Here is a 22,946-nt window from a genome sequence, read left to right on the forward strand (position 1 = left end):
GGAACTATTCCAGTTCGCCGGCCAGACGGCGATCGAGATAGCCGCCGACGCGCTGCTCGACTTCGCTCAGTTGATCGGTCCAGAAGTGACCGGCACCTTCGACGACTTCGTGGGCGATGGTGATACCCTTTTGTGTGCGCAGCTTGGCGACGACGCGCTCGACTTCCGACGGCGGCACGACCGGATCGGCCGCGCCGTTGAGGAACATGCCGGACGCCGGGCAAGGGGCCAGGAAGCTGAAATCATAGGCGTTGGCGGGCGGCGACACCGAGACGAAGCCATCGGTTTCCGGACGACGCATCAGAAGCTGCATGCCGATATAGGCGCCGAAATTGTAGCCTGCGACCCAGAATTGCGACGCGGTCGGGTTTTTGGCCTGAAGCCAGTCGAGCGCCGTAGCGGCGTCGGCCAGCTCACCAATGCCCGAATCGAATTCGCCCTGCGACTTGCCCACGCCACGGAAATTGAAACGCAGGACCGAAAAGCCGCGCGTCATGAACAGGTGGAACAGTTGCACCGTCACCGGATTGTTCATGTGGCCGCCCGCCTTGGGGTGCGGATGCAGGATCAGGGCGATGGGAGCGTTTTCCGTTTTGCCGGCGGTATATCGGGCCTCAATTCGTCCGGCGGCGCCGGCGAGGATAACTTCAGGCATATAGAACCCTTGCTCAGTAACAAAAAGTGTCATGGTGCGGGGCATAATTCTTGACTATATTAGTCGGAATTACTAAGTCCGCTGCAAACGGGCTTTCCGCTGTAAGGCAAGCCGTTTAGCACACTCTTTTCGCTTTGCGCAGGTTTTTCGTCAGAGACGCCGTCATGAGATTATCGACCAAGGGACGCTATGCCGTAATGGCTATGACCGACCTCGCCTTGAATGCGCAGGGTAAGCCTATCTCCCTGTCCGAAATCTCGGATCGTCAGCAGATTTCCCTGTCGTACCTTGAGCAACTGTTCGCGCGTCTGCGGAAGGCGGGCCTTGTCAAAAGCGCACGCGGGCCCGGCGGCGGCTATTCGCTGGCGCGCAAGGCCGACGACCTGTTCGTGTCCGAAATCGTGCTGGCCGTCGATGAGCCGATCAAGGCGACGCGTTGCGCCCTGACGTCGAACAAGCTGGGGGCCAATAAGCGGCAATCCAAGGAAAGCGCGGCGCGTGAAATCGGCTGCATGCCGGGCGGTCAGCGCTGCCTGACGCATAATCTGTGGGAAGATCTGGGCTTCGCCATCCACGATTACCTGTCGACCGTGTCGCTGAGCGACGTGATCCATAAGCGCACGCGCAAGCGCGTGACGATTGAAAACCGTGTGGCGCACGATCCGTTGCGGGAACTGGCCATATGAGTCGTGCCCCCATCTATCTCGATCATGCCGCCACCTCGCCGATCCGGCCCGAGGTGCGCGACGCCATGATCGCGGCGTGGGATATCGGCGCCAATGCATCTTCGGTCCATGCGCTGGGGCGCAAGGCCAAGCTTTTGTTGGAAGAGGCGCGCGACACGGTGCTGGGGCTGGTCAACGGTGTCGGTCCGGCGCGTCTGGTCTTTACCTCCGGCGGCACCGAGGCCAATCAACTGGCTCTGGCGCAGGCGCGCGGATTCGACCGGATCATCGTCAGTGCCGGTGAGCACGACAGCCTGCACAAGGCGGCAGAATCGTACGGTTTGCCCGTGGCTTATGTGCCATTATTGAGGTCGGGACTTATCGATCTGGCGGCACTTGATCAATTGTTGATCGGTCGTCCGTTCGTGGCCGTCATGCTGGTCAATAACGAGACCGGCGTCATCAAGCCCATTCGCTCTATCGCCGAGAAGGTTCATGCGGCTGGCGGCTGGCTGCACGTTGATGCGGTTCAGGCGGCGGGCAAGATCGATATCGACATCGAAGCGCTGGGGGCCGACAGCCTGTCGCTGGCGGCGCACAAGATCGGTGGCCCGCAAGGCGTCGGGGCGCTGGTCTATAGTGCCGACCGCGACCTCAAAGCGGCAGTACCGGGTGGCGGGCAGGAGTTCGGCCACCGTGCGGGCACCGAAAATATCGCCGGTATCTCCGGTTTTGCCGCCGCTGTACGCGTGATATCCGCGCCCGATACCGAAGCACAAATCGCGACCGAAGCGGCGTTGAAGGCTTTGGGGGCGACCATCGTCGGCGAGGACGCCCCACGTGCACCGGGTATCACCTGTTTCACGGTGCCTGACTGGACCGCGCAGCTTCAGCTTATTCACATGGATATGGCGGGCATTTGTGTCTCGTCGGGATCGGCCTGTTCGTCGGGCAAGGTCAAGTCGAGCCGGGTGCTGGAGGCCATGGGCCTGAACGATGTGGCCGATAAGGCCTTGCGCGTCTCGTCCGGGTGGAATACGACCCCCGTCGACTGGCAGGAATTTTTGGATATCTGGTCAAAGGGTTATGAGAAGTTTCTCGCCCGCCAAACCAGCAGAGTAAAGGAAAGCGCCTGATGGCCGCGGTCAAGGAAACGATCGAAACCGTTCAAAAGCTTGAAACCTATGAGCACGGCTTCGTCTCGGACATCGAGATGGAATACGCGCCCAAGGGGCTGAGCGCCGATATCGTGCGCTTCATTTCGGCCAAGAAGAACGAGCCGGAATGGATGCTGGAATACCGTCTGGCCGCCTTCGAGCGCTGGCAGTCGATGGACGAACCCGACTGGGCCAAGGTCGAGTATCAGAAGGTCGATTATCAGGACCTCTATTACTACGCCGCGCCGAAGCCCAAGGCCAAGCTGAATAGCCTCGACGAGGTCGATCCGGAACTGCTGGCCGTCTATGCCAAGCTGGGCATACCGCTGAAGGAGCAGGAAGTGCTGGCAGGCGTCGCCAGTGCGCCGAAATATGCGGTGGATGCCGTGTTCGATTCGGTGTCGGTCGTGACGACCTTCAAGGACGAACTGAAAAAGTCCGGCGTCATTTTCTGCGCCATTTCCGAGGCCTTGCGCGAATATCCTGATCTGGTGCGTCAATATCTGGGCTCGGTCGTGCCGGTGTCGGACAACTATTTCGCCGCGCTCAATGCCGCCGTGTTTTCGGACGGCTCATTCGTCTACGTGCCGCCGGGCGTGCGCTGCCCGATGGAACTGTCGACCTATTTCCGCATCAATGCCGAAAATACGGGGCAGTTCGAGCGCACCCTGATCATCGCCGATAAGGGCGCCTACGTTTCCTATCTCGAAGGCTGTACGGCGCCGATGCGCGACGAGAACCAGCTTCACGCCGCCGTGGTCGAACTGGTGGCGCTGGACGACGCCGAGATCAAATATTCGACGGTGCAGAACTGGTATCCCGGCGACGCCGAAGGCAAGGGCGGCATCTATAATTTCGTGACCAAGCGCGCCGATTGCCGCGGCGCACGATCAAAGGTGTCGTGGACCCAGGTTGAGACCGGTTCGGCCGTGACGTGGAAATACCCGTCGTGCATCCTGCGCGGGGATGAGAGCGTCGGCGAGTTCTATTCCATCGCCGTCACCAACGGCATGCAGCAGGCCGATACCGGCACCAAGATGATCCATCTGGGCAAAAATACCCGCTCGCGCATCATTTCCAAGGGCGTGTCGGCGGGCAAGTCGTCCAATACCTATCGCGGTCTGGTCTCGGCCCACGCCAAGGCCGGCGGGTCGCGCAACTTCACCCAGTGCGACAGCCTGCTGATCGGGAAGACCTGCGCGGCACATACGGTGCCTTATGTGGAGTCCGACACGGCGACGGCGCAATTCGAGCACGAGGCGACGACGACGCGCCTCAGCGAGGATCAACTGTTCTACGCCATGCAGCGCGGCCTGTCGCAGGAAGAGGCCGTGGCCCTGCTGGTCAACGGCTTCGTGCGCGACGTCCTGCAGGAACTGCCGATGGAATTCGCCGTCGAGGCCCAGAAACTGGTCGCTATCAGCCTTGAAGGCTCGGTCGGCTAAATAAGAGAATAATGACAATGCTTTCTATCGAAAACCTCACCGTCTTCGTCGACACCAAGACCATCCTCAAGGGCCTGAACCTGAATGTTCCGGCGGGCGAAGTGCACGCCATCATGGGCCCCAACGGCGCGGGTAAATCGACGCTCGGTTATACGCTGGCCGGTCGCCCGAATTACGAGGTCGCCCAAGGCGCGGTCGATTTCAACGGCGAAGACCTGCTGGAAATGGAGGTGCATGAACGCGCCGCCGCCGGTCTTTACCTGTCGTTCCAGTATCCGCTGGAAATTCCCGGCGTCCCGGCCCTGACCTTCATCCGCACGGCGCTCAATGCCCAGCGCAAGCTGCGTGGCGAAGACGAAATGAGCGCACCGGAGTTCCTCAAAACGACGCGCGAACTGGCCAAGACGCTGAAAATCGACATGGATATGCTGAAGCGTCCGCTCAATGTCGGTTTCTCCGGCGGCGAAAAGAAGCGCATGGAAGTGCTACAAATGGCGCTGCTCAAGCCGAAGTTCCTGATCCTCGACGAGACGGATTCCGGCCTCGATATCGACGCGCTCAAGGTCGTGTCGGACGGCGTCAATGCCCTGCGCGCGCCGGATCGCGGCATGCTGGTCATTACCCACTATCAGCGCCTGCTTGATCATATCAAGCCGGACCGCATCCATATTCTTGTCGACGGTAAGATCGTCCATTCCGGCGGCCCGGAGCTGGCGCTGGAACTGGAAGCGCACGGTTACGACCGTTACCTCGGTGAGGCCGCGTAATGGCCTTCGACCTGACCCCGCTCGACCTGTTCGATCCGTCGTCCTACCCGACGCGGCGGAATGAAGAGTGGAAATACAGCGACCTCGCGCGCGTGCTGCGCGAGGTGCCGTCGCGCGCGGTCCTGACGCATCTGCAAGCGGCAACCGGCGATTTCGGTGGCTTCTACTGGCATTGTGCCGGTGACGGGCAACTAGGTGACTTGCAAGCGGCTGTGGCCAAGGCGAATGGTCGTCTTTATCTCGACCTGAGCGATGTCGGTGCAGAGGGCGTGGTCGCTGGCTACCAAGGTGAAGGCCGCATCACGCTGGGCGTGGGCGAACACCTGATCCTGCTCGAAGACTATAGCGGCGCGCTCGACTATGCTGCCAACACGACCCTGCATTTTGAACTGGCCAAAGGCGCATCTCTGACTCGCGTGGTCATCCTTGATGAGCCGGAAGGCGCTGTGTCGGTGCGTCGTTCGACCGTCAAGACCGCGCCGGGCAGCGCGTTCAAGCAATATGTCTTCTCAACCGGTGCCAAGTTTCAGCGTTTCGAGACCCATGTTGAACACGCCGGGCATGGCGCGCACGTCGAAATGCACGGCGCTTATCTGCTGAAAGACACGGCGCATTTCGACTACACGACGCGTGTCAACCATGCCGAGATCGACGGTACGACCGAGCAACTGATCAAGGGCCTCGTCAAGGACCGCGCTACGGCAGTGTTTCAGGGCCGGATCTATGTCGAAAAGGGCGCTGACGGTACCGATGCCCGGATGCGCCATCAGGCCCTGATGCTCAATGACGGGGCGCACGTCCGCGCCAAGCCAGAGCTTGAAATCTATGCTGACGACGTACAATGCGCCCACGGCAATACGATAGGCGCTCTGGACGAGGCGGCGCTGTTCTTCTGCCAGTCGCGCGGTATGCCCGAAGACACCGCGCGCGCTATGCTGATGCAGGCCTTCGTCGTGCCGGTCGCTGAACAGATCGAGGACGAGGCTTTGCGCGAGATGGTTCTCAACTGGATTGAAGACAAGGCGGGAGGGTTCTATGCCCTTTGACGTCGACGCCGTCCGTCGCGATTTTCCGATCCTCAGCCGCGAAATCAACGGCAAGCCGCTGATCTATCTCGATTCCGGCGCTTCGGCACAGAAGCCGAAGGCCGTGATCGACGCCATGAGCCATCACATGGCGCAGTCCTACGCCAATGTGCACCGGGGCCTGCACCGGCTGGCCAATGAGGTCACCGATGCGTTCGAGGCGGGGCGTGAGACGGTCGCGAAATTCATCAACGCCGCCCGTCCGGAAGAGGTGATCTTCACCAAGTCGGCCACCGAGTCGATGAACCTCGTGGCGCAGACCTGGGGGCAGCAAAACCTCAAGGCCGGTGATGAAATCCTCATCAGTGAGTTGGAGCATCACGCCAATATCGTGCCGTGGCACATGCTGGCCGTGCGCACGGGCGCGGTGCTGAAATGGGTACCGATCCTTGATGACGGCAGCCTCGATATGGCGGCATTTGATCAATTGTTGACCGAGCGCGTCAAGCTGGTCGCCATCGCCCATATGTCGAACGTGCTGGGGACGATCAACCCCGTGCAGGTCATCGTCCAGAAGGCCCATGCGGTCGGTGCGAAGGTGCTGATCGACGGCTGTCAGGGTGTGGTTCACCTGCCGGTGGACGTACAGGCGCTGGGTTGCGACTTCTATGCCTTCTCGGCCCATAAGCTGTATGGGCCGACCGGTCTGGGCGTCCTGTGGGGCCGCTACGACCTCTTGGAGGCCATGCCCCCGTGGCAGGGCGGCGGCGAGATGATTGCCCACGTCAGCAAGGAACGGATTACTTATGCCGAACCGCCGCACCGCTTCGAAGCGGGCACACCGGCGATCCTTGAGGTCATCGGTCTGAAGGCCGCCATCGACTGGTTGTCGCAATGGGACCGTGAGGCCGCTGTGGCGCACGAAATGGCGCTCTATGAACGCGCCCATGCCGGACTGAAAAAGATCAATTCCGTGCGCATCCACGGCGAAGCGGCGGAAAAAGGTTCGATCCTGACCTTTTCTTTGGGCTCGGCCCACGCTCACGATGTTGCGCAAATCCTCGACCGCTACAATATAGCGGTGAGGGCGGGGACGCACTGCGCCGAACCGCTGATGACGCGTCTGGGCGTGACCTCGACCGTGCGCGCCTCGATCGCCATTTACAATACCGAAGCCGAAATCGACGCGCTGATCGCGGCGGTCGAAAAGGCCCAATCCTTCTTTGAGTAACCCCATGTCCCAGCACGAGATCATTTCCCTGACCGGCGAAGAGCCGCAAGCTGAACTCTTTTCGGCGGAGGAAACGGTGGCCGTTGAGCCGTTGCCGCAGGAAGAACTCGATCGTCTGACCGACGAACTGATCGCGGCATTCAAAACGGTGTTCGATCCGGAAATTCCGGTCGATATCTATGAACTGGGGCTGATCTACCGCGTCGATGTAAACGACAACCGCGAAGTCGTGGTCGATATGACCCTGACGGCGCCGGGCTGTCCGGTGGCCGGCGAAATGCCGGGTTGGGTGCAGAACGCCGTCATGGGCGTGCGTGGCGTTGCCGATTGCACGGTCAATCTGGTGTTTGAGCCGCCGTGGGAGTCGTCGAAGATGAGCGACGAAGCCAAGCTGCAACTGAATATGTTTTAAGGGCACGATCATGGAACCGACCGTCACCGTTCGTCCCCGCCGTCCGCGTCCGGCCGTTGTGTCTCTGACCGAGGCGGCTGCCGCACAGGTCAAATCGATCATGTCGCGGGCCGAGAAGCCCTATGTCGGCCTGCGCGTTGGCGTTAAGGCCGGAGGCTGTGCCGGTCAGGAATATGTGTTGTCCTATGCCGAAAGCATCGACCCGCTGGACGAAGTGGTCAAGGACAAGGACGTCACCATTCTGATCGAACCCAAGGCGGTGCTGTATCTGGTCGGTACAATCATCGACTTCGAGACGACCAAACTGGCCTCGAAATTCGTCTTCAATAACCCGAACGAGACCGACGCCTGTGGCTGTGGTGAGAGTGTTACCATCGTGCCGGTTAAGGACTAAGCGGCAGGCACCATATCCAGCCAGTCGAGCGCCTCATCGAGGCTCTCAAACGTCTGGATAAAGGCCTTTGGGAACATGTCTTCCATGCTGCCCAGACGCGGCTTGTCGAACGGATCGGTCGAGATCAGGGCCAGACGTTTGCGCGGCGGGGGCGGTGAGCCCGCCATATCCGCCAGATATTTCCCGGCCCGCAGCAGGTCGGTGACTTCGACATAACCGTCGGCCGATCGCATATCCATAATGCGATCATAGAGCCAGGGATGACCGATAGTGCCGTAAAATTCGATCAGCGCATCTATGAAGGCGGTGCTTTCATACCGTCCCCGCACGGTGATGATCAGGCGTTGCTTTTCGGGGTCAATCTGGTGGCTGATGCGGAAGGTCGTCGGCATGGTGTGTACTCGTAGCGTGGTCAGGCCAAACTACGCGGCAGGCCTTAAGAAAGGCCTGCCAGAATCCGTTTTTTGAATATTATTCAACGCTTTGCGCAAGCGTGTCAGCGGATTTTGGACGCCTTGTCGCCCGTTCAGGTGTCTCATCGACAAGGACCGAGGGTTGAATGGGTAAGCCCGTACCTTCGGCAATAAGAGCCTGACTGGCATCCTCGATCCGCGCTTGCAGAGTGGCCATGAAGGCGTGTTTGTCGAGCCCAACCGGAATGGGTTCGAGAAATTGCAGGACCGCCGTGCCGGGCGTCTTTTTGTAGTGTGTTTCCTGCCAGAACAGGCCGAGATTGGTCGCCACCGGCACGACGGGCCGCTGAAAATTCTTGTACATGTGCCAGACGCCGGACCGGTAGCGGCGATAGGTGCCTGGCGCGTTCAGGTGGCCTTCGGGGTAGATCAAGATATGGCGACCGTCGCGCGCGGCTTCGGCGGAGCGCTGGCTGAGGTTCTTGCGCGCTTCGTGCCCGCCGCAATTATTGACGACGATGGCCCCCAGCTTGCGCAGCAGCGTCCCCATCAGGGGATATTTCTCCAGATGATCGCCGGTGACGAAGGCCAGATCGGCAAATTGAGCATAGATGCTGAATCCGTCACCCCACGACTGGTGTTTGGCGGCGAAAATCACCGGTTCGTCCGGCACGTTTTCGCGACCGCGTACTTCCAGCCTTATGCCGGCGACGGCATCCATCGCCCACACCATGCGCCGCGTATAGCGCTGGATGATCCACAGGACCGGTTTGCGCCCCGGCAGAAGCGACAGGACAAGCGCGGCAAGGCTGTAAAAAATCGAAAACAGCCAGTAAACGACGGCGAATGCGAAAGAGCGCATAAGGGAACCTGCAACGAAAAAGGCAGGGCAAAACAGCCCCGCCTTTATAGTGGCATAAATTTGAACAATGTTCAAATTATTTATTTAGGCGGCATTGACGCCTTTACGCGTCGAAGCGGCGCAGGTGACCATGTTGCGGCCATTGTTCTTGGACTGATAGAGGGCCTTGTCGGCTCGGTCGAGCAGGTCGAAGGCGTCTTCGCCGAACTCGCGCTGGGCAATACCGGCCGAGATGGTGACGGTGCCGAGGTCTTCGTTGGTCGAGCGGCGCTTGAGCACGCGCGAGGCAATTTCCTGACGCGCCTCATTGAGCAGGCGCTCGACCGAAGCCATCGACTCGTTCGGGAAGATCATGCCGAATTCTTCGCCGCCGTAACGGGCGGCGAGGCGCGGCGGGCGGCCCATGCGCGACAGGACCGAGGCGACGTAACGCAGAACCTGATCGCCGGTCTGATGGCCCCAGGTGTCGTTGAAGCGCTTGAAGTGGTCGATATCCAGAACGGCCAGAGTCACGACATTGCCGTCGTCGCCTTCGCAATGCTTATCCAGCGTTTCGTCGAAGGATTTGCGGTTGGCCAGGTTGGTCAGGGCGTCGGTCATCGCTTCCATGCGCACCTGATCCAGATGCTTGCGCAGACGAGCGACCTCACGCGACGATTCGCTCAGGCGGGTTTCAAGCTGGCCGTGCTGATCGATGACCTTGTTGGTGGCCGTGGTCAGGGTATCGACCAGAGACCGCAGGCGAGCGGCGTCGACATCGGCCATCGAGTCCTTGGCGCCGAGCAGGGTCTGATTGTAAACCTTCTGCGCTTTCTGGGCTTCGGTAATGACGTCGGTCACCGAAGCCAGTTCGCGCGTCAGCTTGAGGCCTGCGTCGCGGACCTCGTCGTTGAGTTTCATGCGCGTGATGAATTTCGACGCGAGGCTTTCCGAAATTTCTTCGGTGATCTTTTCACCGGAACCAATCAGGCGGCGGATTTCCTGCGCCAGAGCCGATTCTGGATCACCTGCGACATAGAGCCAGATCTCATAGTTGAGGGGCGTCGGCCACACGTCGTGCAGTTCCATCATGCGGATGGCTTCCTGCGCGAGGGTATAGGCGTTGGGGCTGCGTACGCTGACTTCTATGTCGTTATTCATAGGCTTCCTCATGTCACACTGATTCGTGGTGACCCGGTCAGCCTATGCCAATTTCTCTGACAGCCGGTTAACGCCGTCATTTATTTTTATTTTATTTCTCAGTTGCGGTAGGCGCTGCGCAACAGGAAGGCCGGAACATGGGCACCAAAGCCCGTGCCCTCTATGTCCTTATCGGTTGAATATTCAGGCTTTTTGGCTGATTTTTTTAAAGATTCAATAGGGGTTTCATCGACCGGTGGGGCCGACTTCACACCGCCGCGACGACGCGATTTTTTTTCAGGTTTGACAACCTCCGCTATGGCCGCGGCCGTGGAATTATCAACTTCAGGTATGGATTCGCTGACCTCAACCGGTGAAGCTGCGGGTGCGACAGGCTCCATCGATACGCCTTCGGACACCTTGACCGGGCGCGAGCGGCCCCGCGGAGAGCGTTCGCGGCCCTTACGTTCCGGGCGCTCGGGGCGGGCGTCTTCCAGGCCGGTCCAGTCGACCTCAAGCTCAAGCGGGTTAGGCTCTTTCTTGATGAGTTTCAGAACCTTGTCGTAGTTCTTCTCGTCCGACGGCGACAGGATGAGGTAGGCTTCGCCGGTGCGCCCGGCACGACCGGTACGTCCGATGCGGTGGACATAGTCGTCGGCGTGGATGGGGACGTCGAAGTTGAAGACATGGCCGACATTGGGAATATCGAGGCCGCGGGCGGCCACGTCAGACGCAACCAGAAGCTTCAAATCGCCCTTGCGGAAGGCATCGAGCGTCTTCATACGCAGGCTCTGATCGAGGTCGCCGTGGATCGGCGCGGCATTGAAGCCGTGCACCGACAGCGACTTGGCGACGATATCGACGTCGCTTTTGCGATTGCAGAAGACGATGCCGTTGGTGATCTCGAGCTGGCCGATCAGGGTCCGCAGCGCCATGCGCTTGGCCTTGGCCATGGTTTTCGAGTCTTTCGACGGCACCTTATAGACGTATTGCGTGATGTTTTCGTTGGTCGAGGCCGGGCGTGACACCTCGATACGGACCGGGTTCTTCAGGAACTGCTCGGTCAGGCGCGTGATTTCCGGGGGCATGGTCGCCGAGAAGAACAGGGTCTGACGCGACGGCGGCGTCAGCTTGAAGATGCGCTCGATGTCCGGAATGAAGCCCATGTCGAGCATCCGGTCGGCTTCGTCGATGACCATCAGTTGCACGCCGTTGAGCATGACCTTAGAGCGCTCGAACAGGTCGAGCAGGCGACCCGGCGTGGCGATCAGGACGTCGACGCCCTTGTCCAGCTTGGCGACCTGATCCGACATCGACACGCCGCCAATGAGCAGGGCCCAGTTCAGCTTGCAATATTTGGCGTATTTCTCGAAGGCTTCGGCGACCTGATCGGCCAGTTCGCGGGTCGGCGCCAGCACAATGGCGCGCGGCATCCGGGCGCGCGAGCGGCCCGAGGCCAGCTTTTCGATCATCGGCAGGGTGAAGGCGGCGGTCTTGCCCGTCCCCGTCTGCGCAATCCCCAGCACGTCCAGCCCGACAAGGGCGATGGGGATGGCCTGCTCCTGAATCGCGGTCGGCGTGTCGTAGCCGGTATCGGCGACGGCTTTGAGGATTTCAGGGCTGAGGCCTAGATCGGTAAACTTGGTCATTAAGCTTTTTGAACGGGTTGACGGAAAAGAAATGGCCTGTGCGCATGCGCGAATTCAGCGCAAATCCGCGCCGTGAAAGGCTTTGCGCTTCTAGTACCAGATTTTACATAAAAAGACAGAAGTTTATTGCACCCGCTCGGGCCCGGTCAGACATCCAGGTCTTCGGTGACGAATTCGGCGTTTTGCTGGATATATTTGAAACGCAATTCGGGTTTGCGGCCCATCAGGGTTTCAACCAGATCCTCGATTTCCGACTCGTTTTCCGGCAAAGTGACCCGTGCCAGGGTCCGCGTCTTCGGGTCCATGGTGGTTTCCTTCAATTGCGCCGGCATCATTTCGCCGAGGCCTTTGAAGCGACCGATTTCGGGCTTCTTGCCCTTGAATTCGGTCTCCAGCAGTTCGAGGCGATGGGCGTCGTCCTTGGCGTACATGGTCTTGGCACCGTGGCTGATGCGGTAGAGCGGCGGCATGGCCAGGTACAGATTGCCGTTGCGCACCATGCCCGGCATGCTGCGGTAGAAATAGGTGATCAGCAACGAGGCGATGTGCGCGCCATCGACGTCGGCGTCGGTCATGATGACGATGCGTTCATAGCGCAGGTCGTCCTCCTTGAACCGCGCACCGGGCTGTACGCCGAGCGCCAGACCGAGGTCTGACAACTCCTGATTGGACTTGGCCTTGTCGGCGGTGGCCGAGGCGATGTTGAGGATCTTGCCGCGCAGGGGCAGGATGGCCTGGGTATTGCGGTTACGTGCCTGTTTGGCCGAACCGCCGGCCGAGTCGCCTTCGACGATGAACAGTTCGGTACCGTGGGCGTCCTGACGGGCGCAGTCGGCCAGCTTGCCCGGCAGGCGCAGCTTCCGCGTCGCCGAGGCACGCTGGACTTCCTTGTCCTTGCGTTTTTTCAGACGTTCTTCGGCGCGTTCGACGACGAATTGCAGCAGCTTGTCGGCCTGTTTGGGCGACGAGATCAGCCAGTGATCGAACGGGTCGGCGAGGGCCTTTTCGACCAGTTTCTGCGCGTCCGACGACGACAGGCGGTCCTTGGTCTGGCCCTGAAACTCCGGGTTCTTGATAAAGACCGAGATGACCACACCGGCCTGAGCGACCACGTCTTCGGCCGTGATGACCGCGCCGCGCTTGTCGCCGGTCATTTCGGCATAGGATTTCAGCGAACGGGTGAGGGCGGCGCGAAGCCCGGCTTCGTGCGTGCCGCCGTCGGGGGTCGGGATGGTGTTACAATAGGACTGCGTAAAGCCGTCGAACTCGCCGAAACCGGCGCCGGACCACGTGACCGCCCATTCGACCGCCCCGGCCTCGCCTTTACGCTCGACGCGCCCGGAGAAGATGTCGGTGACGGTTTCGGTTTCCTGAACGCGTTCCGCCAGATAGTCGGCCAGACCATTGGGGAAATAGAACTTGTCTTCGGTCGGCGTGTGGTCGGTGATGTGGTTGGCCGCGCACTTCCAGTGGATCTGGACGCCGCGGAATAGGTAGGCCTTGGCCTTGGCCATGCGGTACAGGCGCGCCGGTTTGAAATGCGCGCCGACGCCGAAGATTTCCGGATCGGGCAGGAAGCGTTCACGCGTACCGCGCTTCTTCGACGGCCCGATCTGCTGGATAGGGCCGAGGCTCAGGCCCTTGGAGAAGTTCTGCTGCCATTCGAAGCCGTCGCGCCAGACCGTCACTTCGAGGTGTTCGGACAGGGCATTGACGACCGACACGCCGACGCCGTGCAGACCGCCGGACGTCTCATAGGCCTTGCCCGAGAACTTGCCGCCGGAGTGCAGAACGGTCATGACGACTTCGAGTGCCGACTTGCCGGGATATTTCGGGTGCGGATCGACCGGAATGCCGCGACCGTCGTCGCGCACCGACAGATAGCCGTCCGTATCCAACTCGACCCAGATCGCCTTGGCATGCCCTGCCACGGCTTCGTCCATGGCGTTGTCGAGCACTTCGGCAAAGAGGTGGTGCAGGGCTTTTTCGTCCGTCCCGCCGATATACATGCCCGGACGTTTGCGCACCGGTTCCAGGCCTTCCAGAACCTCGATGGCCGATGCGCCATAGCCTTCGGCGGTCATGGCCGAGGGCTCGACCGCTGACGGCTTGGGTGCGGGCGCTGCGGGCGTGGCGCGTGCCGCAGGCCCCGTGTCCTTAGCGGTTTCAGAGCCCGTCGCATTGCCAGTCTCGGGGGATGGTTTGGGCGTTTCGCCGCCGAACAGGGAAGGTTGGGGAGTCGGGTTGGACATGGCATTCACTGTGAACTGATTCGTGGCCGGGACGCAGGGCGTACTATGGCACGGAGAGAACAAGCCATAAACAAAAAGGCCGCAAACCCCAAGGGGCTTGCGGCCGATTTCTGTGGCTTACGCCGTAAGGAAGCTTAGAAAGCCGCCTTGATGGTCAGAGCGATCTGCTCTTTCATCGGGTTGCGAGCGATGCTCTTGCCCAGGTCGTGATCGCCGGTGTCCGAGTAACGGGCGTCGATCGAGAGGTTTTCGGTCAGGGCGTAGGTGGCACCGAGGTTCCAGGTGGTATATTCACCGGCGGCGGCTTCGTACTTGCCCATGGCGCCCGAAACCGACCACTTGTCGGCGATCGGATAGGCGGCGTTCAGTTCGTAGTAGGGGTTTTCCAGCGTTTCCCAATCCGTGTAGATGGTGGCGCCGATGGTGCCCTTGCCGAGCGGGTGCGAGAAGCCAGCCTTCAGTTCACCGAAGTTCAGGCCGTCTTCGTCCGGATAGGAGTAATAGACCGCGCCGAAATCGAACGACCAGTTGCCCACGGTCGGCTTCACGCCGGCGTAGAGGTCGACTTCGAGCGAAGCGTCGCTGCCGAAGTCAACGTTCGAACCCCAGGCGCCAGCGTAGAAGGTGCCGTTGGTGTAGTCGATGCCGCCTTGGACAGCAGCTTCCTTGTTCGACTGAGAAACGCCGCGCCAGATGTAGTTGTTCGTGGCGGCGATGTTGTAGCTCAGGGCGCCTTCGGCCGAAGCGGCACCGGCAACGAGGGCGCTGGTGGCGACAGCGGCGGCGAGGAGGAATTTCTTCATGATCTGTATCCTGTTTATGATTCGGATTATTCTTGGGTCTTACCTGTCGCCCGACACGATCAGTTTAAGGCTGCGTCAGGTGATATGCGGCATAACTTGCAAATCGACGTTGAATTTAGCAATTTTTTTGCTCAGTGCCAGTCCCCGCCGAACGTTTCAGTGCCTTTGATGTAAAATTGTCACTTTTGCGCGATGTGTCGATTTTGAAACGTAATCTAATTTAGGCACCTGATTCGATTAAGATTTTCATAACCTTTAAATGACGCCCCTTTCGGGACCACGTGGCGAGGCCGAGACCTGTGTCAGGTGGGTGCGTATCTTCGGACACTGATCACTTGAAAGGGGAATAATGAAAAAAGCCGCCCGCTGTCGCGGACGGCTTTCGGGCCTTTTTAAAGACGATTCGTCTTAGAAGGCAGCCTTGAGGGTGACGACGAAGCGCTCGTCCATGCCCTTGATGCTTTCGCTGGTGTCGTGGTAGCGCAGGTCCACCGAGAACTTGTCGGTCAGGGCCACGGAGCCGCCGACGTTCCACGTATCGTACTCACCACCGAAGGCGAACTTCTGCGTACCGATGGCGCCCGACAGCGAGACCTTTTCGGTGATCGGATAGGCGGCGTTCACTTCGGCATAGTAGGTGTCGAAGGTGTCGTCGGTGTTGGTGTAGTAGGTGGCGCCGATCGAGCCTGCGCCCAGCGGATAGCTGACGGCGGCCTTGAGTTCGGTGACGTTCAGGTCGTCTTCCTGCGGATAGGCGTAGTAGAGCACGCCGAAGTCGAAGCTGGCCTTGCCAGCGGTCGGCTTGATACCGGCGTACAGGTCGACTTCGTAGTCGGCCTTCGTGCCGAAATCGACGTTCGACGCCCAGGTACCCGCGTAGAAGATGCCGTTGGTGTAGTCGATGCCGCCCTGAATGGCCGGGCTTTCGTCGGTTTGGGTGATGCCGCGGAACACATAGTCGCTGGTCACAGCGATATTGTAGCTGACCGCGCCTTCAGCCGAAGCGGCGCCGGCGACCAGCAGAGCAGAAACCGCAACGGCGGCCGTCAAAAACTTTTTCATAATCACTTCCTCAGATTGGGGCTTATTTTGTGTTGCCGGGTCTGAACGTTTCCGTGTTAAGCGCGGCCTGTATGAACTTTTTATGATACCGCAAGGTCAACATACAGAGATTGAATCGTAAGCCAATAGTGTGACGATCAAACACATTAACTGTGTTATAATTACACTGAATGTGTCGCGAATATGGATTAATATCTTGTAATGTATAAAAAATAAGGCGCCCGTTTCCGGGCGCCTTATCGTTTTTGTGCAACAGTTTCTGTTGTGACTTAGTGATGGACTTCGTCGTGAAGCGCCGAGTCGAGGCCCAGTTCTTCATCGGCTTCCGAAACACGCAGGCCCGTCGTGAACTTGCAGATGATCAGAATGATGAAGGTGCCGACGGCCGACCAGGCGATGGTGAACAGCAGGCCATAGAGCTGCGTCATCACGTTGGCGCCTTCCGACAGGCTGTTGATCGCCGGATCGGCGAAGACGCCGGTCAGGATCGCGCCGAGGAAACCACCCGCACCGTGGATGCCGAAGGCGTCCAGCGAGTCGTCGTAGCCCAGCAGCTTCTTCACCCACGAGGCGAAGATGTAGCAGAACGGACCGGCCAGCAGGCCGATGATCAGGGCGCCCGTCGGGTTGACGAAACCGGCAGCCGGCGTGATGGCCACGAGGCCAGCCACGATACCCGACAGGATGCCGAGCAGCGACGGCTTGCGACGGATGGTCCATTCAACCAGCTTCCACGACAGACCGGCAGCCAGAGCGGCCAGCAGCGTGTTGAGCAGGGCAGCGGCACCGATACCGTCCGGAGCCCAGGCCGAGCCGGCGTTGAAGCCGATCCAGCCCACGAACAGCAGCGAGCAGCCGATCATGACGAAGATCAGGTTGTTCGGGGCCATTTCTTCGGTGCCGTAACCCTTACGACGGCCGAGGAAGATAGCCGCAACTAGACCCGCGACACCCGAGTTGACGTGAACGACCGCGCCACCGGCGAAGTCCAGCACGCCCATGCCGCCCATATAGCCGCCGCCCCAGACCTGGTGACAGATCGGCGCATAGACGAAGACCGACCACAGGGCCATGAACAGGATCAGGCCCGAGAGCTTGATACGTTCGGCGAAGGCACCGGTGATGAGGGCCGGGGTGATGATCGCGAAGGTCATCTGATAGGAAATCCACAGCATTTCAGGCAGGCCGGGGGCCAGGCTGAAGGCCGTTTCCTTGGTGACGCCCTTCAGCAGGAAGGTGTCGAAGCCGCCGATGAACTTGTTGACGGTTTCGCCCGGAACGCCGAACAGATCGCTGCCGACGCCGAAGGAGATCGAATAGCCGACCACGTACCACAGCAGACCGGCGACGCACGAAACGGCGACCGACTGAGTGACGGTGGCGATGACGTTCTTCTTACGCACCATACCGCCGTAGAACAGGGCCAGACCCGGAAGGGTCATCATCAGAACCAGGGCGGTGGAGAGGAAGACGAAGGACGAGGCCGCGCCGTCGAGTTCGAGCGGTGCCTGGTGAGCCAGCAGCTTGGGCGCTTCGGCTTCAGCCGCTTCGACCGGGGTAGGGGCTTCGGAGGCGGCGACCGATTCGGACGCGGCGGCCTCAGCCGTGACAGCCGCCGCATGGGCGACAGTGACGACCGGGGCGGTCATCAGAAGAGCGGCAGCCGCGGCGGCCACTCGGGTAAGTTTGATCCACGTTTTCAAGTTATCCCCCTTGGATAAGCGGATATTGCACACGCGAAGAGTGCCGCTATTAGATTGTTTCGCAAAGAGTTTTATTGCGCTAATACAGGCGCGAAAGGCCACCCGGGCCCCATTGCGTCATTTATGTGTCTAAATGCGCGTCTCAGGCGCGCAAACCCAATGAATCAAACCGGTATCAATGGATACCAATTTAATATCATTTGAAACTAAAAAAGTTTACCCTACGTAATTATTTAACCGGTCAAGTGAGGCCAGGATGAAAATGAAACAAGCCGCCCCGGTTAAGGAGCGGCTTGTTCTTTTTATTCAGGTGGTTAGCCTAATTTCCGGCTTAGCACTTGTAGTAGAGTTCGAATTCGACCGGGTGCGGACGCAGTTCGAGCATCATAACTTCTTCCATCTTCAGATCGATGTAGGAGTCGATGAAGTCGTCGTCGAACACGCCGCCCTTCTTGAGGAAGGCGCGGTCCTTGTCGAGGTTTTCCAGAGCTTCACGGAGCGAACCGCAGACTTCCGGCACCAGCTTACGCTCTTCGGGCGGCAGGTGGTAGAGATCCTTGTCGGCGGGGCCGCCCGGATCCATGCGGTTTTCGATACCGTCGAGACCGGCCATCAGCAGGGCGGTGAAGGTCAGGTACGGGTTGCCCATCGGGTCCGGGAAACGGGCTTCGATGCGCTTGCCCTTCGGCGAGGAGACCCACGGAATACGGATCGAGGCCGAACGGTTGCGGGCCGAATAGGCCAGCTTCACCGGAGCTTCGTAGCCGGGAACCAGGCGCTTGTAGGAGTTGGTCGTCGAGTTGGCGAAGGCGTTGATGGCCTTGGCGTGCTTGATGATGCCGCCGATGAACCACAGGCACATGTCGGACAGACCGGCATACTTGTCGCCGGCGAACAGCGGCTTGCCGCTCTTCCAGATCGACATGTGGACGTGCATGCCCGAACCGTTGTCGCCGAACATCGGCTTGGCCATGAAGGTCGCCGTCTTACCGTAGGCGTGGGCGACGTTCTGGACGACGTACTTGTAGAGCTGAAGGCGGTCGGCCATGGTCAGCATGTCCGAGAACTTCAGGCCGAGTTCGTGCTGGGCCGGCGCCACTTCGTGGTGGTGCTTTTCCGGCTCCATGCCGAGTTCACCCATGACGGCGAGCATTTCGCCGCGCAGGTCCTGGCACGAATCGACCGGGTTGACGGGGAAGTAGCCACCCTTAGGGCCAGGGCGGTGACCCATATTGCCTTCAGGATAGACCTTGGCCGAATTGTGCGGGAATTCCGACGAGTCGAAGGTGAAGCCCATGTCGTTGGGCTGGATCGACCAGCGCACGTCGTCGAACAGGAAGAATTCGGCTTCGGGGCCGAAATAGACGGTGTCGCCGATACCGGCCGATTGCGTATAGGCCAGGGCCTTCTTGGCGATCGAGCGCGGGTCGCGGTTATAGGGTTCGTTGGTGTCGGGGTTCACGACGTCGCAGAACAGGAACAGGGTCGTCTGCTGATAGAAGGGGTCGATATAGGCCGTCTTCAGATCGGGACGCAGCTTCATGTCGGATTCGTTGATGGCCTTCCAGCCAGCAATGGACGATCCGTCGAACATGGTGCCGTCGGTCAGAAACTCCTCGTCGACCAGATCGATGTCGAAGGTCACGTGCTGCATCTTGCCGCGCACGTCGGTGAAACGGACGTCTACGTACTTGACGTCTTTTTCTTTGATAAGCTTGAGGATGTCATCTGCTGTCATTTTTTGACGCCTTGGTTCCTGGGTAAGGGTAGTGAGAAATCAGACGGCCTGCGGGCCCGACTCCCCGGTGCGGATGCGAACGACATCGAGGATATCGCTCACAAAAATTTTGCCGTCGCCGATCTTGCCGGTACGGGCCGCGGTCTGGATCGCTTCCAGAGCAGCCGGGGCGAGGTCGTCGGCGACAACGAGTTCAATTTTGATCTTCGGGAGAAAATCAACGACATATTCCGCACCGCGGTACAGTTCGGAATGTCCTTTCTGGCGGCCATAACCTTTGGCTTCCAGAACGGTCATCCCTTGCACGCCGATTTCCTGAAGGGCTTCCTTCACTTCATCGAGCTTGAAGGGCTTGATAACAGCTTCGATCTTTTTCATGAGCTATCCTGATCGCACGACCGTCATCCGAAAATCTTGTGCATTGCGCGAGAATGCAAGCCAGATTCGGGGGTGACGGCTCACTTGACTGTAAAGATTTATTACTTTGCGTGAACGCTTGTAGGCCCTGCCTTTAGACCTAGACGCCGTCAAATTCAAAAAGAAAATGCGGCCAGAAGAGGATTTTAAGCCAGAAAAAGAAGAATCTCATTCAAAGGCTTACGGCAAATTCGCCGAATCGGCGAAAACTAATTTCCGCTGAAATTAGATTGTCTCGGTTCCACGGTAAAGAGCAAAAATGACGGCGTTATGACAATCCCTTTTGCGCGTGCGAAGCTTTGGGCTGCGCGGACGGATTAGTCGTGGAAAAAAGGCGCCCGGGTCGCTTGCGACTTGACCCCGGTGGGGGATTGCCGGTAGGGCTGGCGGCGTTGCGGTCGTGGCGGAACTGGTAGACGCACTGGGTTTAGGTTCCAGCGCCGCGAGGCGTGGAGGTTCGAGTCCTCTCGACCGCACCAGCATTCAAAGGACGGAACGTTGCGAAAGCCGTTCCGTCCTTTTTGTTTTTGGCCACCCTGTTCGCTTTTTGCGCGTTCTGATACGGTTCGGGGAAAGCGGAGGCCACATGTCCACATACATAGCGCTGTTGCGGGGGATCAATGTCGGCGGCAACAACAAGCTGCCGATGAAGGACTGGCGCGGGATCATGGATGGGCTCGGTTATGCGAAGGTCCGGACCTATATTCAGAGCGGCAACGCGCTGTTCGAGTCCGATCGCCCGGCATCGGATATCGCTACCGCCATGACGGAGGCTATCGGAGAGGCTTTCGGATTTCGACCGTCCTGCATCGTCCTGACCCTGGATCAGGTAAAAGCGGCTTTGGCGGCCTGTCCGTTCAGGCCCGAAGGCGAAAACGCGCACAAGCTGGTGCATGTGTTTTTCCTCAACGGGTCGGTGAAAGCCTATGATCCCGACGGGCTGAAGGGTCTGGCGACGCAGGATGAGGCGTTCCACATGGATGAGGATGTGTTCTATCTCTATACGCCGCAGGGGTTCGGCGTGTCGAAAGTCGCCGAAAAGCTGGGCAAGTATCTGAAAGGCGATATGACCGCGCGGAATTTGCGTACGGTCGAGACGCTGATAGATATGGCTGGCGAATAATGCTTTTAATTTGAAATCAAAATTTTAATTTCAAATTAAAAGTGAAAATTTCACCTATGACGTCAGATAGTTGAGGCTGAATTCGACCGTAGGGTGAAACGCATTCGGGCGACGTTCGAACAGGGCCAGGCTGAGGAGCTGGTTCCAGTTGGCGGCCCGCGTCAGGCCCTTGACGAACAGTCTGCGGTCCAGATGGAAGATCATGTCCATGCCGGGCACGACGTGGTCGGCGAAGCGATAGCCTCCGCAAGGCACGCTGCTTATATGGCCTTTATCGTCGACGCTTAGTCGATCATAGAGGACGAAGGCGACGCTTTGCGCGATCGTCACCTTATCCTCGGTCATCTTGCGGCTGTAATTCGCATAGGCGCGGGCAAACAGGTCGTCCAGTTCGCGGTCGCTGATCCCGCTGTCATCGAAGGAATCGTGCGTATAGGTGTCCGCTGCATGGGTGCGGACGGCGGTGTCGCGGTCGACTTGGCCGGGAGAAAGCGCCGGACTAATGCTCAGCCGGTCGAGATTGAGCGTTTGCCCGCCTTCGAGGGCGAAGGCCTGAGCGCGGTCGTTCAGCGTCGATTTCAACGTCGCGAAATCCGGCTGAGCGATCCAGCGGTTGAGCGGCGCGAAGCGGCCGGGAATGATATAGGTGCCGCCCGCCGGGAAATAGGTGCGTGGCTGTAGGATATCGATGATCGCCGAGAACTTGTCCAGCGAGCGCGTGATGACGGCAGCTTGCTCAGCGTCGCGGTCGCAGGCGATGAAGCTTTGCGGGTAGGGGCTGGCGGCGCCGGTCGCCAGACAGACGCAATCCAGGTCGCCAAAGGTTGCCGTGATGAAGGCTTTTACAGCTGTGTAATTGGCCAGCGACAGCGGGTTATCAACCTGATTGAAAAAGGTCTGGCCGTCGGCGTGGACGATGATCGAGGTGTCGAGGTCGTAGTCGATCTCATCGTCCAAAGCCGCATTATTGCTCGTCATTTGCGGCACGATGGCAAATTGCAAGTTTTTGAATATCGTGACGTGAAGGGCGGGGACTTCGATCACCGTTTCGACGCCCAGCGCCTTGATACGCTTGAGCAGGGTCTTGTTTTGGAAGTCTTTTATGATGAAGGGTTTGTCGACGAGGCCCGCCGCGCGTAACAATGCCGGGTCGAAATGATCGGCGTGAAGGTGCGAGATATAGACCGCATCGCAATCCACCATGAAGGCGTACAGCACCTCTGGATCGAATTCGGGAAAGCTGCGCCAGCCGCCTTCGTTGGCGGTTCCGGCCCACGGATCGCAGAGTAGCTTCGTGCCACCGCCTTCGATCATCAGGAACGAATTGTTGAGGTGGGTGATCTTCATGCCGGTTTGCGCCCGATCGCGAACAACGAGGTCGAGCGGCCTTTCAGCCATGAAGGCGCCAGCCGGTTATCGCCGCGGAACGGCAGCAGATAACGCGCTTTCCAGAAGCGGTTCGCCCCCTGATAATACCAGTCCGGCTTACAGCGCAGGCCCGGAAACACGGCGACGCCCTCAAGGCCGGTCAGGCTCATGACCTTGGCCAGGCTGTGCGGGGTGTAGGGCTTCACATGGGTCGGATCGTTATAAAAATTCTTGAAATCCATCTGGAAGTTGGGTGTCGACAGGATGACGCCGCCCCCGGGACGGACCACGCGCATTGCCTCCGACAGGAACAGCGACGGGTCGCGCAGATGTTCGATCACGGCCAGCGATACGAACAGATCGACACTGGCGTCCGGCACAGGCAGACGCCCGGTCTCGAAATCGAGATCGCCGATGTCGAGACCCAGATAGTCGAATCCCCTTTGCTGCACGGCGGGCGCAATATAACGGTCGCCGCACCCGGCATCGATCAGCGCGCCCAGCTTCGGCTGCATAACCTCAGCATATCCCGCCAGACGCGCCAGTATATCGAAGGTCAGGACCTCGCGTTCGCCCTGCGCTACGCGATGCGGCGCGGCGGTGCCGCCCAAGCCAGCGTTCCGGTCGTGGAAATACTGCGTTTTGAGGCTGTCCGTTGTTTCGCTCATAGGATGAATTAGCGACGA

The 22,946-nt window shown here is 59.4% G+C and carries 22 protein-coding genes and 1 tRNA gene; 10 read left to right on the top strand and 13 right to left on the bottom strand.

Annotation, left to right across the window (positions count from 1 at the left end; all coding sequences use genetic code 11):
* Positions 1-4: 4 nt before the first annotated feature.
* On the bottom strand, positions 5-655 hold the full coding sequence (locus PQU92_RS00335; protein ID WP_272746229.1) for an alpha/beta hydrolase: 651 nt from the start codon (positions 653-655) through the stop codon (positions 5-7).
* A gap of 164 nt (positions 656-819) precedes the next feature.
* Here PQU92_RS00335 and PQU92_RS00340 point away from each other — a divergent pair, with 164 nt between their 5' ends.
* The 8 genes from PQU92_RS00340 to PQU92_RS00375 are packed head-to-tail and all read left to right on the top strand — an operon-like array spanning position 820 to position 7,751.
* Positions 820-1,341, top strand: coding sequence for an Rrf2 family transcriptional regulator (locus tag PQU92_RS00340; protein WP_272746230.1), 522 nt, complete (start codon positions 820-822; stop codon positions 1,339-1,341).
* Positions 1,338-2,456: a cysteine desulfurase family protein gene (locus PQU92_RS00345; RefSeq protein WP_272746231.1), complete on the top strand. Its 1,119-nt coding sequence runs from the start codon at positions 1,338-1,340 to the stop codon at positions 2,454-2,456. Before PQU92_RS00340 ends, PQU92_RS00345 begins: the two co-directional genes overlap by 4 nt.
* Complete coding sequence (gene sufB / locus PQU92_RS00350) at positions 2,456-3,922, top strand: Fe-S cluster assembly protein SufB (RefSeq protein WP_272746232.1); 1,467 nt, start codon at positions 2,456-2,458, stop codon at positions 3,920-3,922. Before PQU92_RS00345 ends, sufB begins: the two co-directional genes overlap by 1 nt.
* A 17-nt stretch (positions 3,923-3,939) precedes the next feature.
* Positions 3,940-4,689 carry a Fe-S cluster assembly ATPase SufC gene (gene sufC, locus PQU92_RS00355; protein ID WP_272746233.1) on the top strand — a complete coding sequence of 250 codons (750 nt, stop codon included), beginning with the start codon at positions 3,940-3,942 and terminating at the stop codon, positions 4,687-4,689.
* Positions 4,689-5,735 carry a Fe-S cluster assembly protein SufD gene (gene sufD, locus PQU92_RS00360; protein WP_272746235.1) on the top strand — a complete coding sequence of 349 codons (1,047 nt, stop codon included), beginning with the start codon at positions 4,689-4,691 and terminating at the stop codon, positions 5,733-5,735. The genes sufC and sufD overlap by 1 nt, the downstream gene beginning before the upstream one ends.
* Positions 5,725-6,945 carry an aminotransferase class V-fold PLP-dependent enzyme gene (locus PQU92_RS00365; RefSeq protein ID WP_272746236.1) on the top strand — a complete coding sequence of 407 codons (1,221 nt, stop codon included), beginning with the start codon at positions 5,725-5,727 and terminating at the stop codon, positions 6,943-6,945. Before sufD ends, PQU92_RS00365 begins: the two co-directional genes overlap by 11 nt.
* Before the next feature lie 4 nt (positions 6,946-6,949).
* Positions 6,950-7,357 carry an SUF system Fe-S cluster assembly protein gene (locus tag PQU92_RS00370; protein ID WP_272746238.1) on the top strand — a complete coding sequence of 136 codons (408 nt, stop codon included), beginning with the start codon at positions 6,950-6,952 and terminating at the stop codon, positions 7,355-7,357.
* Between the two features lie 10 nt (positions 7,358-7,367).
* The gene (locus tag PQU92_RS00375; protein ID WP_272746240.1) at positions 7,368-7,751 is read left to right on the top strand and encodes a HesB/IscA family protein; all 384 of its coding nucleotides are present in this window, start codon (positions 7,368-7,370) and stop codon (positions 7,749-7,751) included.
* Here PQU92_RS00375 and PQU92_RS00380 read toward each other — a convergent pair.
* From PQU92_RS00380 to PQU92_RS00425, 10 genes are all read right to left on the bottom strand, one after another.
* Positions 7,748-8,143 (bottom strand): hypothetical protein, encoded by a 396-nt coding sequence (locus PQU92_RS00380; protein ID WP_272746242.1) that lies wholly within the window; start codon positions 8,141-8,143, stop codon positions 7,748-7,750. The genes PQU92_RS00375 and PQU92_RS00380 overlap by 4 nt on opposite strands.
* A gap of 79 nt (positions 8,144-8,222) precedes the next feature.
* Positions 8,223-9,026 (bottom strand): lysophospholipid acyltransferase family protein, encoded by an 804-nt coding sequence (locus PQU92_RS00385; protein ID WP_272746243.1) that lies wholly within the window; start codon positions 9,024-9,026, stop codon positions 8,223-8,225.
* Between the two features lie 84 nt (positions 9,027-9,110).
* The gene (locus PQU92_RS00390) at positions 9,111-10,166 is read right to left on the bottom strand and encodes a GGDEF domain-containing protein (RefSeq protein WP_272746244.1); all 1,056 of its coding nucleotides are present in this window, start codon (positions 10,164-10,166) and stop codon (positions 9,111-9,113) included.
* A gap of 98 nt (positions 10,167-10,264) precedes the next feature.
* Positions 10,265-11,794, bottom strand: a complete 1,530-nt coding sequence (locus PQU92_RS00395; protein WP_272746245.1) for a DEAD/DEAH box helicase — start codon at positions 11,792-11,794, stop codon at positions 10,265-10,267.
* A gap of 146 nt (positions 11,795-11,940) precedes the next feature.
* The gene (gene parE, locus PQU92_RS00400; RefSeq protein WP_272746246.1) at positions 11,941-14,046 is read right to left on the bottom strand and encodes a DNA topoisomerase IV subunit B; all 2,106 of its coding nucleotides are present in this window, start codon (positions 14,044-14,046) and stop codon (positions 11,941-11,943) included.
* 134 nt (positions 14,047-14,180) lie between these two features.
* Positions 14,181-14,849 (bottom strand): TorF family putative porin, encoded by a 669-nt coding sequence (locus tag PQU92_RS00405; RefSeq protein WP_272746247.1) that lies wholly within the window; start codon positions 14,847-14,849, stop codon positions 14,181-14,183.
* A 408-nt stretch (positions 14,850-15,257) separates the two neighbouring features.
* Positions 15,258-15,911, bottom strand: a complete 654-nt coding sequence (locus tag PQU92_RS00410) for a TorF family putative porin (RefSeq protein WP_272746248.1) — start codon at positions 15,909-15,911, stop codon at positions 15,258-15,260.
* Between the two features lie 269 nt (positions 15,912-16,180).
* Positions 16,181-17,614 carry an ammonium transporter gene (locus tag PQU92_RS00415; protein ID WP_438263796.1) on the bottom strand — a complete coding sequence of 478 codons (1,434 nt, stop codon included), beginning with the start codon at positions 17,612-17,614 and terminating at the stop codon, positions 16,181-16,183.
* A 331-nt stretch (positions 17,615-17,945) separates the two neighbouring features.
* Complete coding sequence (glnA, locus tag PQU92_RS00420; protein ID WP_272746249.1) at positions 17,946-19,352, bottom strand: type I glutamate--ammonia ligase; 1,407 nt, start codon at positions 19,350-19,352, stop codon at positions 17,946-17,948.
* 39 nt (positions 19,353-19,391) lie between these two features.
* Positions 19,392-19,730, bottom strand: a complete 339-nt coding sequence (locus tag PQU92_RS00425) for a P-II family nitrogen regulator (protein WP_023463888.1) — start codon at positions 19,728-19,730, stop codon at positions 19,392-19,394.
* A gap of 433 nt (positions 19,731-20,163) precedes the next feature.
* On the opposite strand from PQU92_RS00425, the gene PQU92_RS00430 reads away from it, so the two are divergent.
* Both PQU92_RS00430 and PQU92_RS00435 read left to right on the top strand, forming a co-directional pair.
* A tRNA-Leu gene (locus PQU92_RS00430) sits at positions 20,164-20,248 on the top strand.
* A 107-nt stretch (positions 20,249-20,355) separates the two neighbouring features.
* The gene (locus tag PQU92_RS00435) at positions 20,356-20,892 is read left to right on the top strand and encodes a DUF1697 domain-containing protein (protein ID WP_272746250.1); all 537 of its coding nucleotides are present in this window, start codon (positions 20,356-20,358) and stop codon (positions 20,890-20,892) included.
* 54 nt (positions 20,893-20,946) lie between these two features.
* Here PQU92_RS00435 and PQU92_RS00440 read toward each other — a convergent pair whose 3' ends face one another.
* Entirely contained in the window at positions 20,947-22,290 is a 1,344-nt protein-coding gene (locus PQU92_RS00440; RefSeq protein ID WP_272746251.1) for an MBL fold metallo-hydrolase, read from the bottom strand.
* Positions 22,236-22,928 (bottom strand): class I SAM-dependent methyltransferase, encoded by a 693-nt coding sequence (locus PQU92_RS00445; RefSeq protein WP_272746252.1) that lies wholly within the window; start codon positions 22,926-22,928, stop codon positions 22,236-22,238. Before PQU92_RS00445 ends, PQU92_RS00440 begins: the two co-directional genes overlap by 55 nt.
* Positions 22,929-22,946: the final 18 nt, after the last annotated feature.

The organism is Asticcacaulis aquaticus (genome assembly GCF_028550415.1).
GTDB classification, from domain to species: Bacteria; Pseudomonadota; Alphaproteobacteria; order Caulobacterales; family Caulobacteraceae; genus Asticcacaulis; species Asticcacaulis aquaticus.

Excerpts from the sequence above, each read along its gene's own strand:
- PQU92_RS00335 (WP_272746229.1), bottom strand. The coding sequence starts at position 655 with ATGCCTGAAGTTATCCTCGCCGGCGCCGCCGGACGAATTGAGGCCCGA.
- PQU92_RS00340 (WP_272746230.1), top strand. The coding sequence starts at position 820 with ATGAGATTATCGACCAAGGGACGCTATGCCGTAATGGCTATGACCGAC.
- PQU92_RS00345 (WP_272746231.1), top strand. The coding sequence starts at position 1,338 with ATGAGTCGTGCCCCCATCTATCTCGATCATGCCGCCACCTCGCCGATC.
- sufB (WP_272746232.1), top strand. The coding sequence starts at position 2,456 with ATGGCCGCGGTCAAGGAAACGATCGAAACCGTTCAAAAGCTTGAAACC.
- sufC (WP_272746233.1), top strand. The coding sequence starts at position 3,940 with ATGCTTTCTATCGAAAACCTCACCGTCTTCGTCGACACCAAGACCATC.
- sufD (WP_272746235.1), top strand. The coding sequence starts at position 4,689 with ATGGCCTTCGACCTGACCCCGCTCGACCTGTTCGATCCGTCGTCCTAC.
- PQU92_RS00365 (WP_272746236.1), top strand. The coding sequence starts at position 5,725 with ATGCCCTTTGACGTCGACGCCGTCCGTCGCGATTTTCCGATCCTCAGC.
- PQU92_RS00370 (WP_272746238.1), top strand. The coding sequence starts at position 6,950 with ATGTCCCAGCACGAGATCATTTCCCTGACCGGCGAAGAGCCGCAAGCT.
- PQU92_RS00375 (WP_272746240.1), top strand. The coding sequence starts at position 7,368 with ATGGAACCGACCGTCACCGTTCGTCCCCGCCGTCCGCGTCCGGCCGTT.
- PQU92_RS00380 (WP_272746242.1), bottom strand. The coding sequence starts at position 8,143 with ATGCCGACGACCTTCCGCATCAGCCACCAGATTGACCCCGAAAAGCAA.
- PQU92_RS00385 (WP_272746243.1), bottom strand. The coding sequence starts at position 9,026 with ATGCGCTCTTTCGCATTCGCCGTCGTTTACTGGCTGTTTTCGATTTTT.
- PQU92_RS00390 (WP_272746244.1), bottom strand. The coding sequence starts at position 10,166 with ATGAATAACGACATAGAAGTCAGCGTACGCAGCCCCAACGCCTATACC.
- PQU92_RS00395 (WP_272746245.1), bottom strand. The coding sequence starts at position 11,794 with ATGACCAAGTTTACCGATCTAGGCCTCAGCCCTGAAATCCTCAAAGCC.
- parE (WP_272746246.1), bottom strand. The coding sequence starts at position 14,046 with ATGTCCAACCCGACTCCCCAACCTTCCCTGTTCGGCGGCGAAACGCCC.
- PQU92_RS00405 (WP_272746247.1), bottom strand. The coding sequence starts at position 14,849 with ATGAAGAAATTCCTCCTCGCCGCCGCTGTCGCCACCAGCGCCCTCGTT.
- PQU92_RS00410 (WP_272746248.1), bottom strand. The coding sequence starts at position 15,911 with ATGAAAAAGTTTTTGACGGCCGCCGTTGCGGTTTCTGCTCTGCTGGTC.
- glnA (WP_272746249.1), bottom strand. The coding sequence starts at position 19,352 with ATGACAGCAGATGACATCCTCAAGCTTATCAAAGAAAAAGACGTCAAG.
- PQU92_RS00425 (WP_023463888.1), bottom strand. The coding sequence starts at position 19,730 with ATGAAAAAGATCGAAGCTGTTATCAAGCCCTTCAAGCTCGATGAAGTG.
- PQU92_RS00435 (WP_272746250.1), top strand. The coding sequence starts at position 20,356 with ATGTCCACATACATAGCGCTGTTGCGGGGGATCAATGTCGGCGGCAAC.
- PQU92_RS00440 (WP_272746251.1), bottom strand. The coding sequence starts at position 22,290 with ATGGCTGAAAGGCCGCTCGACCTCGTTGTTCGCGATCGGGCGCAAACC.
- PQU92_RS00445 (WP_272746252.1), bottom strand. The coding sequence starts at position 22,928 with ATGAGCGAAACAACGGACAGCCTCAAAACGCAGTATTTCCACGACCGG.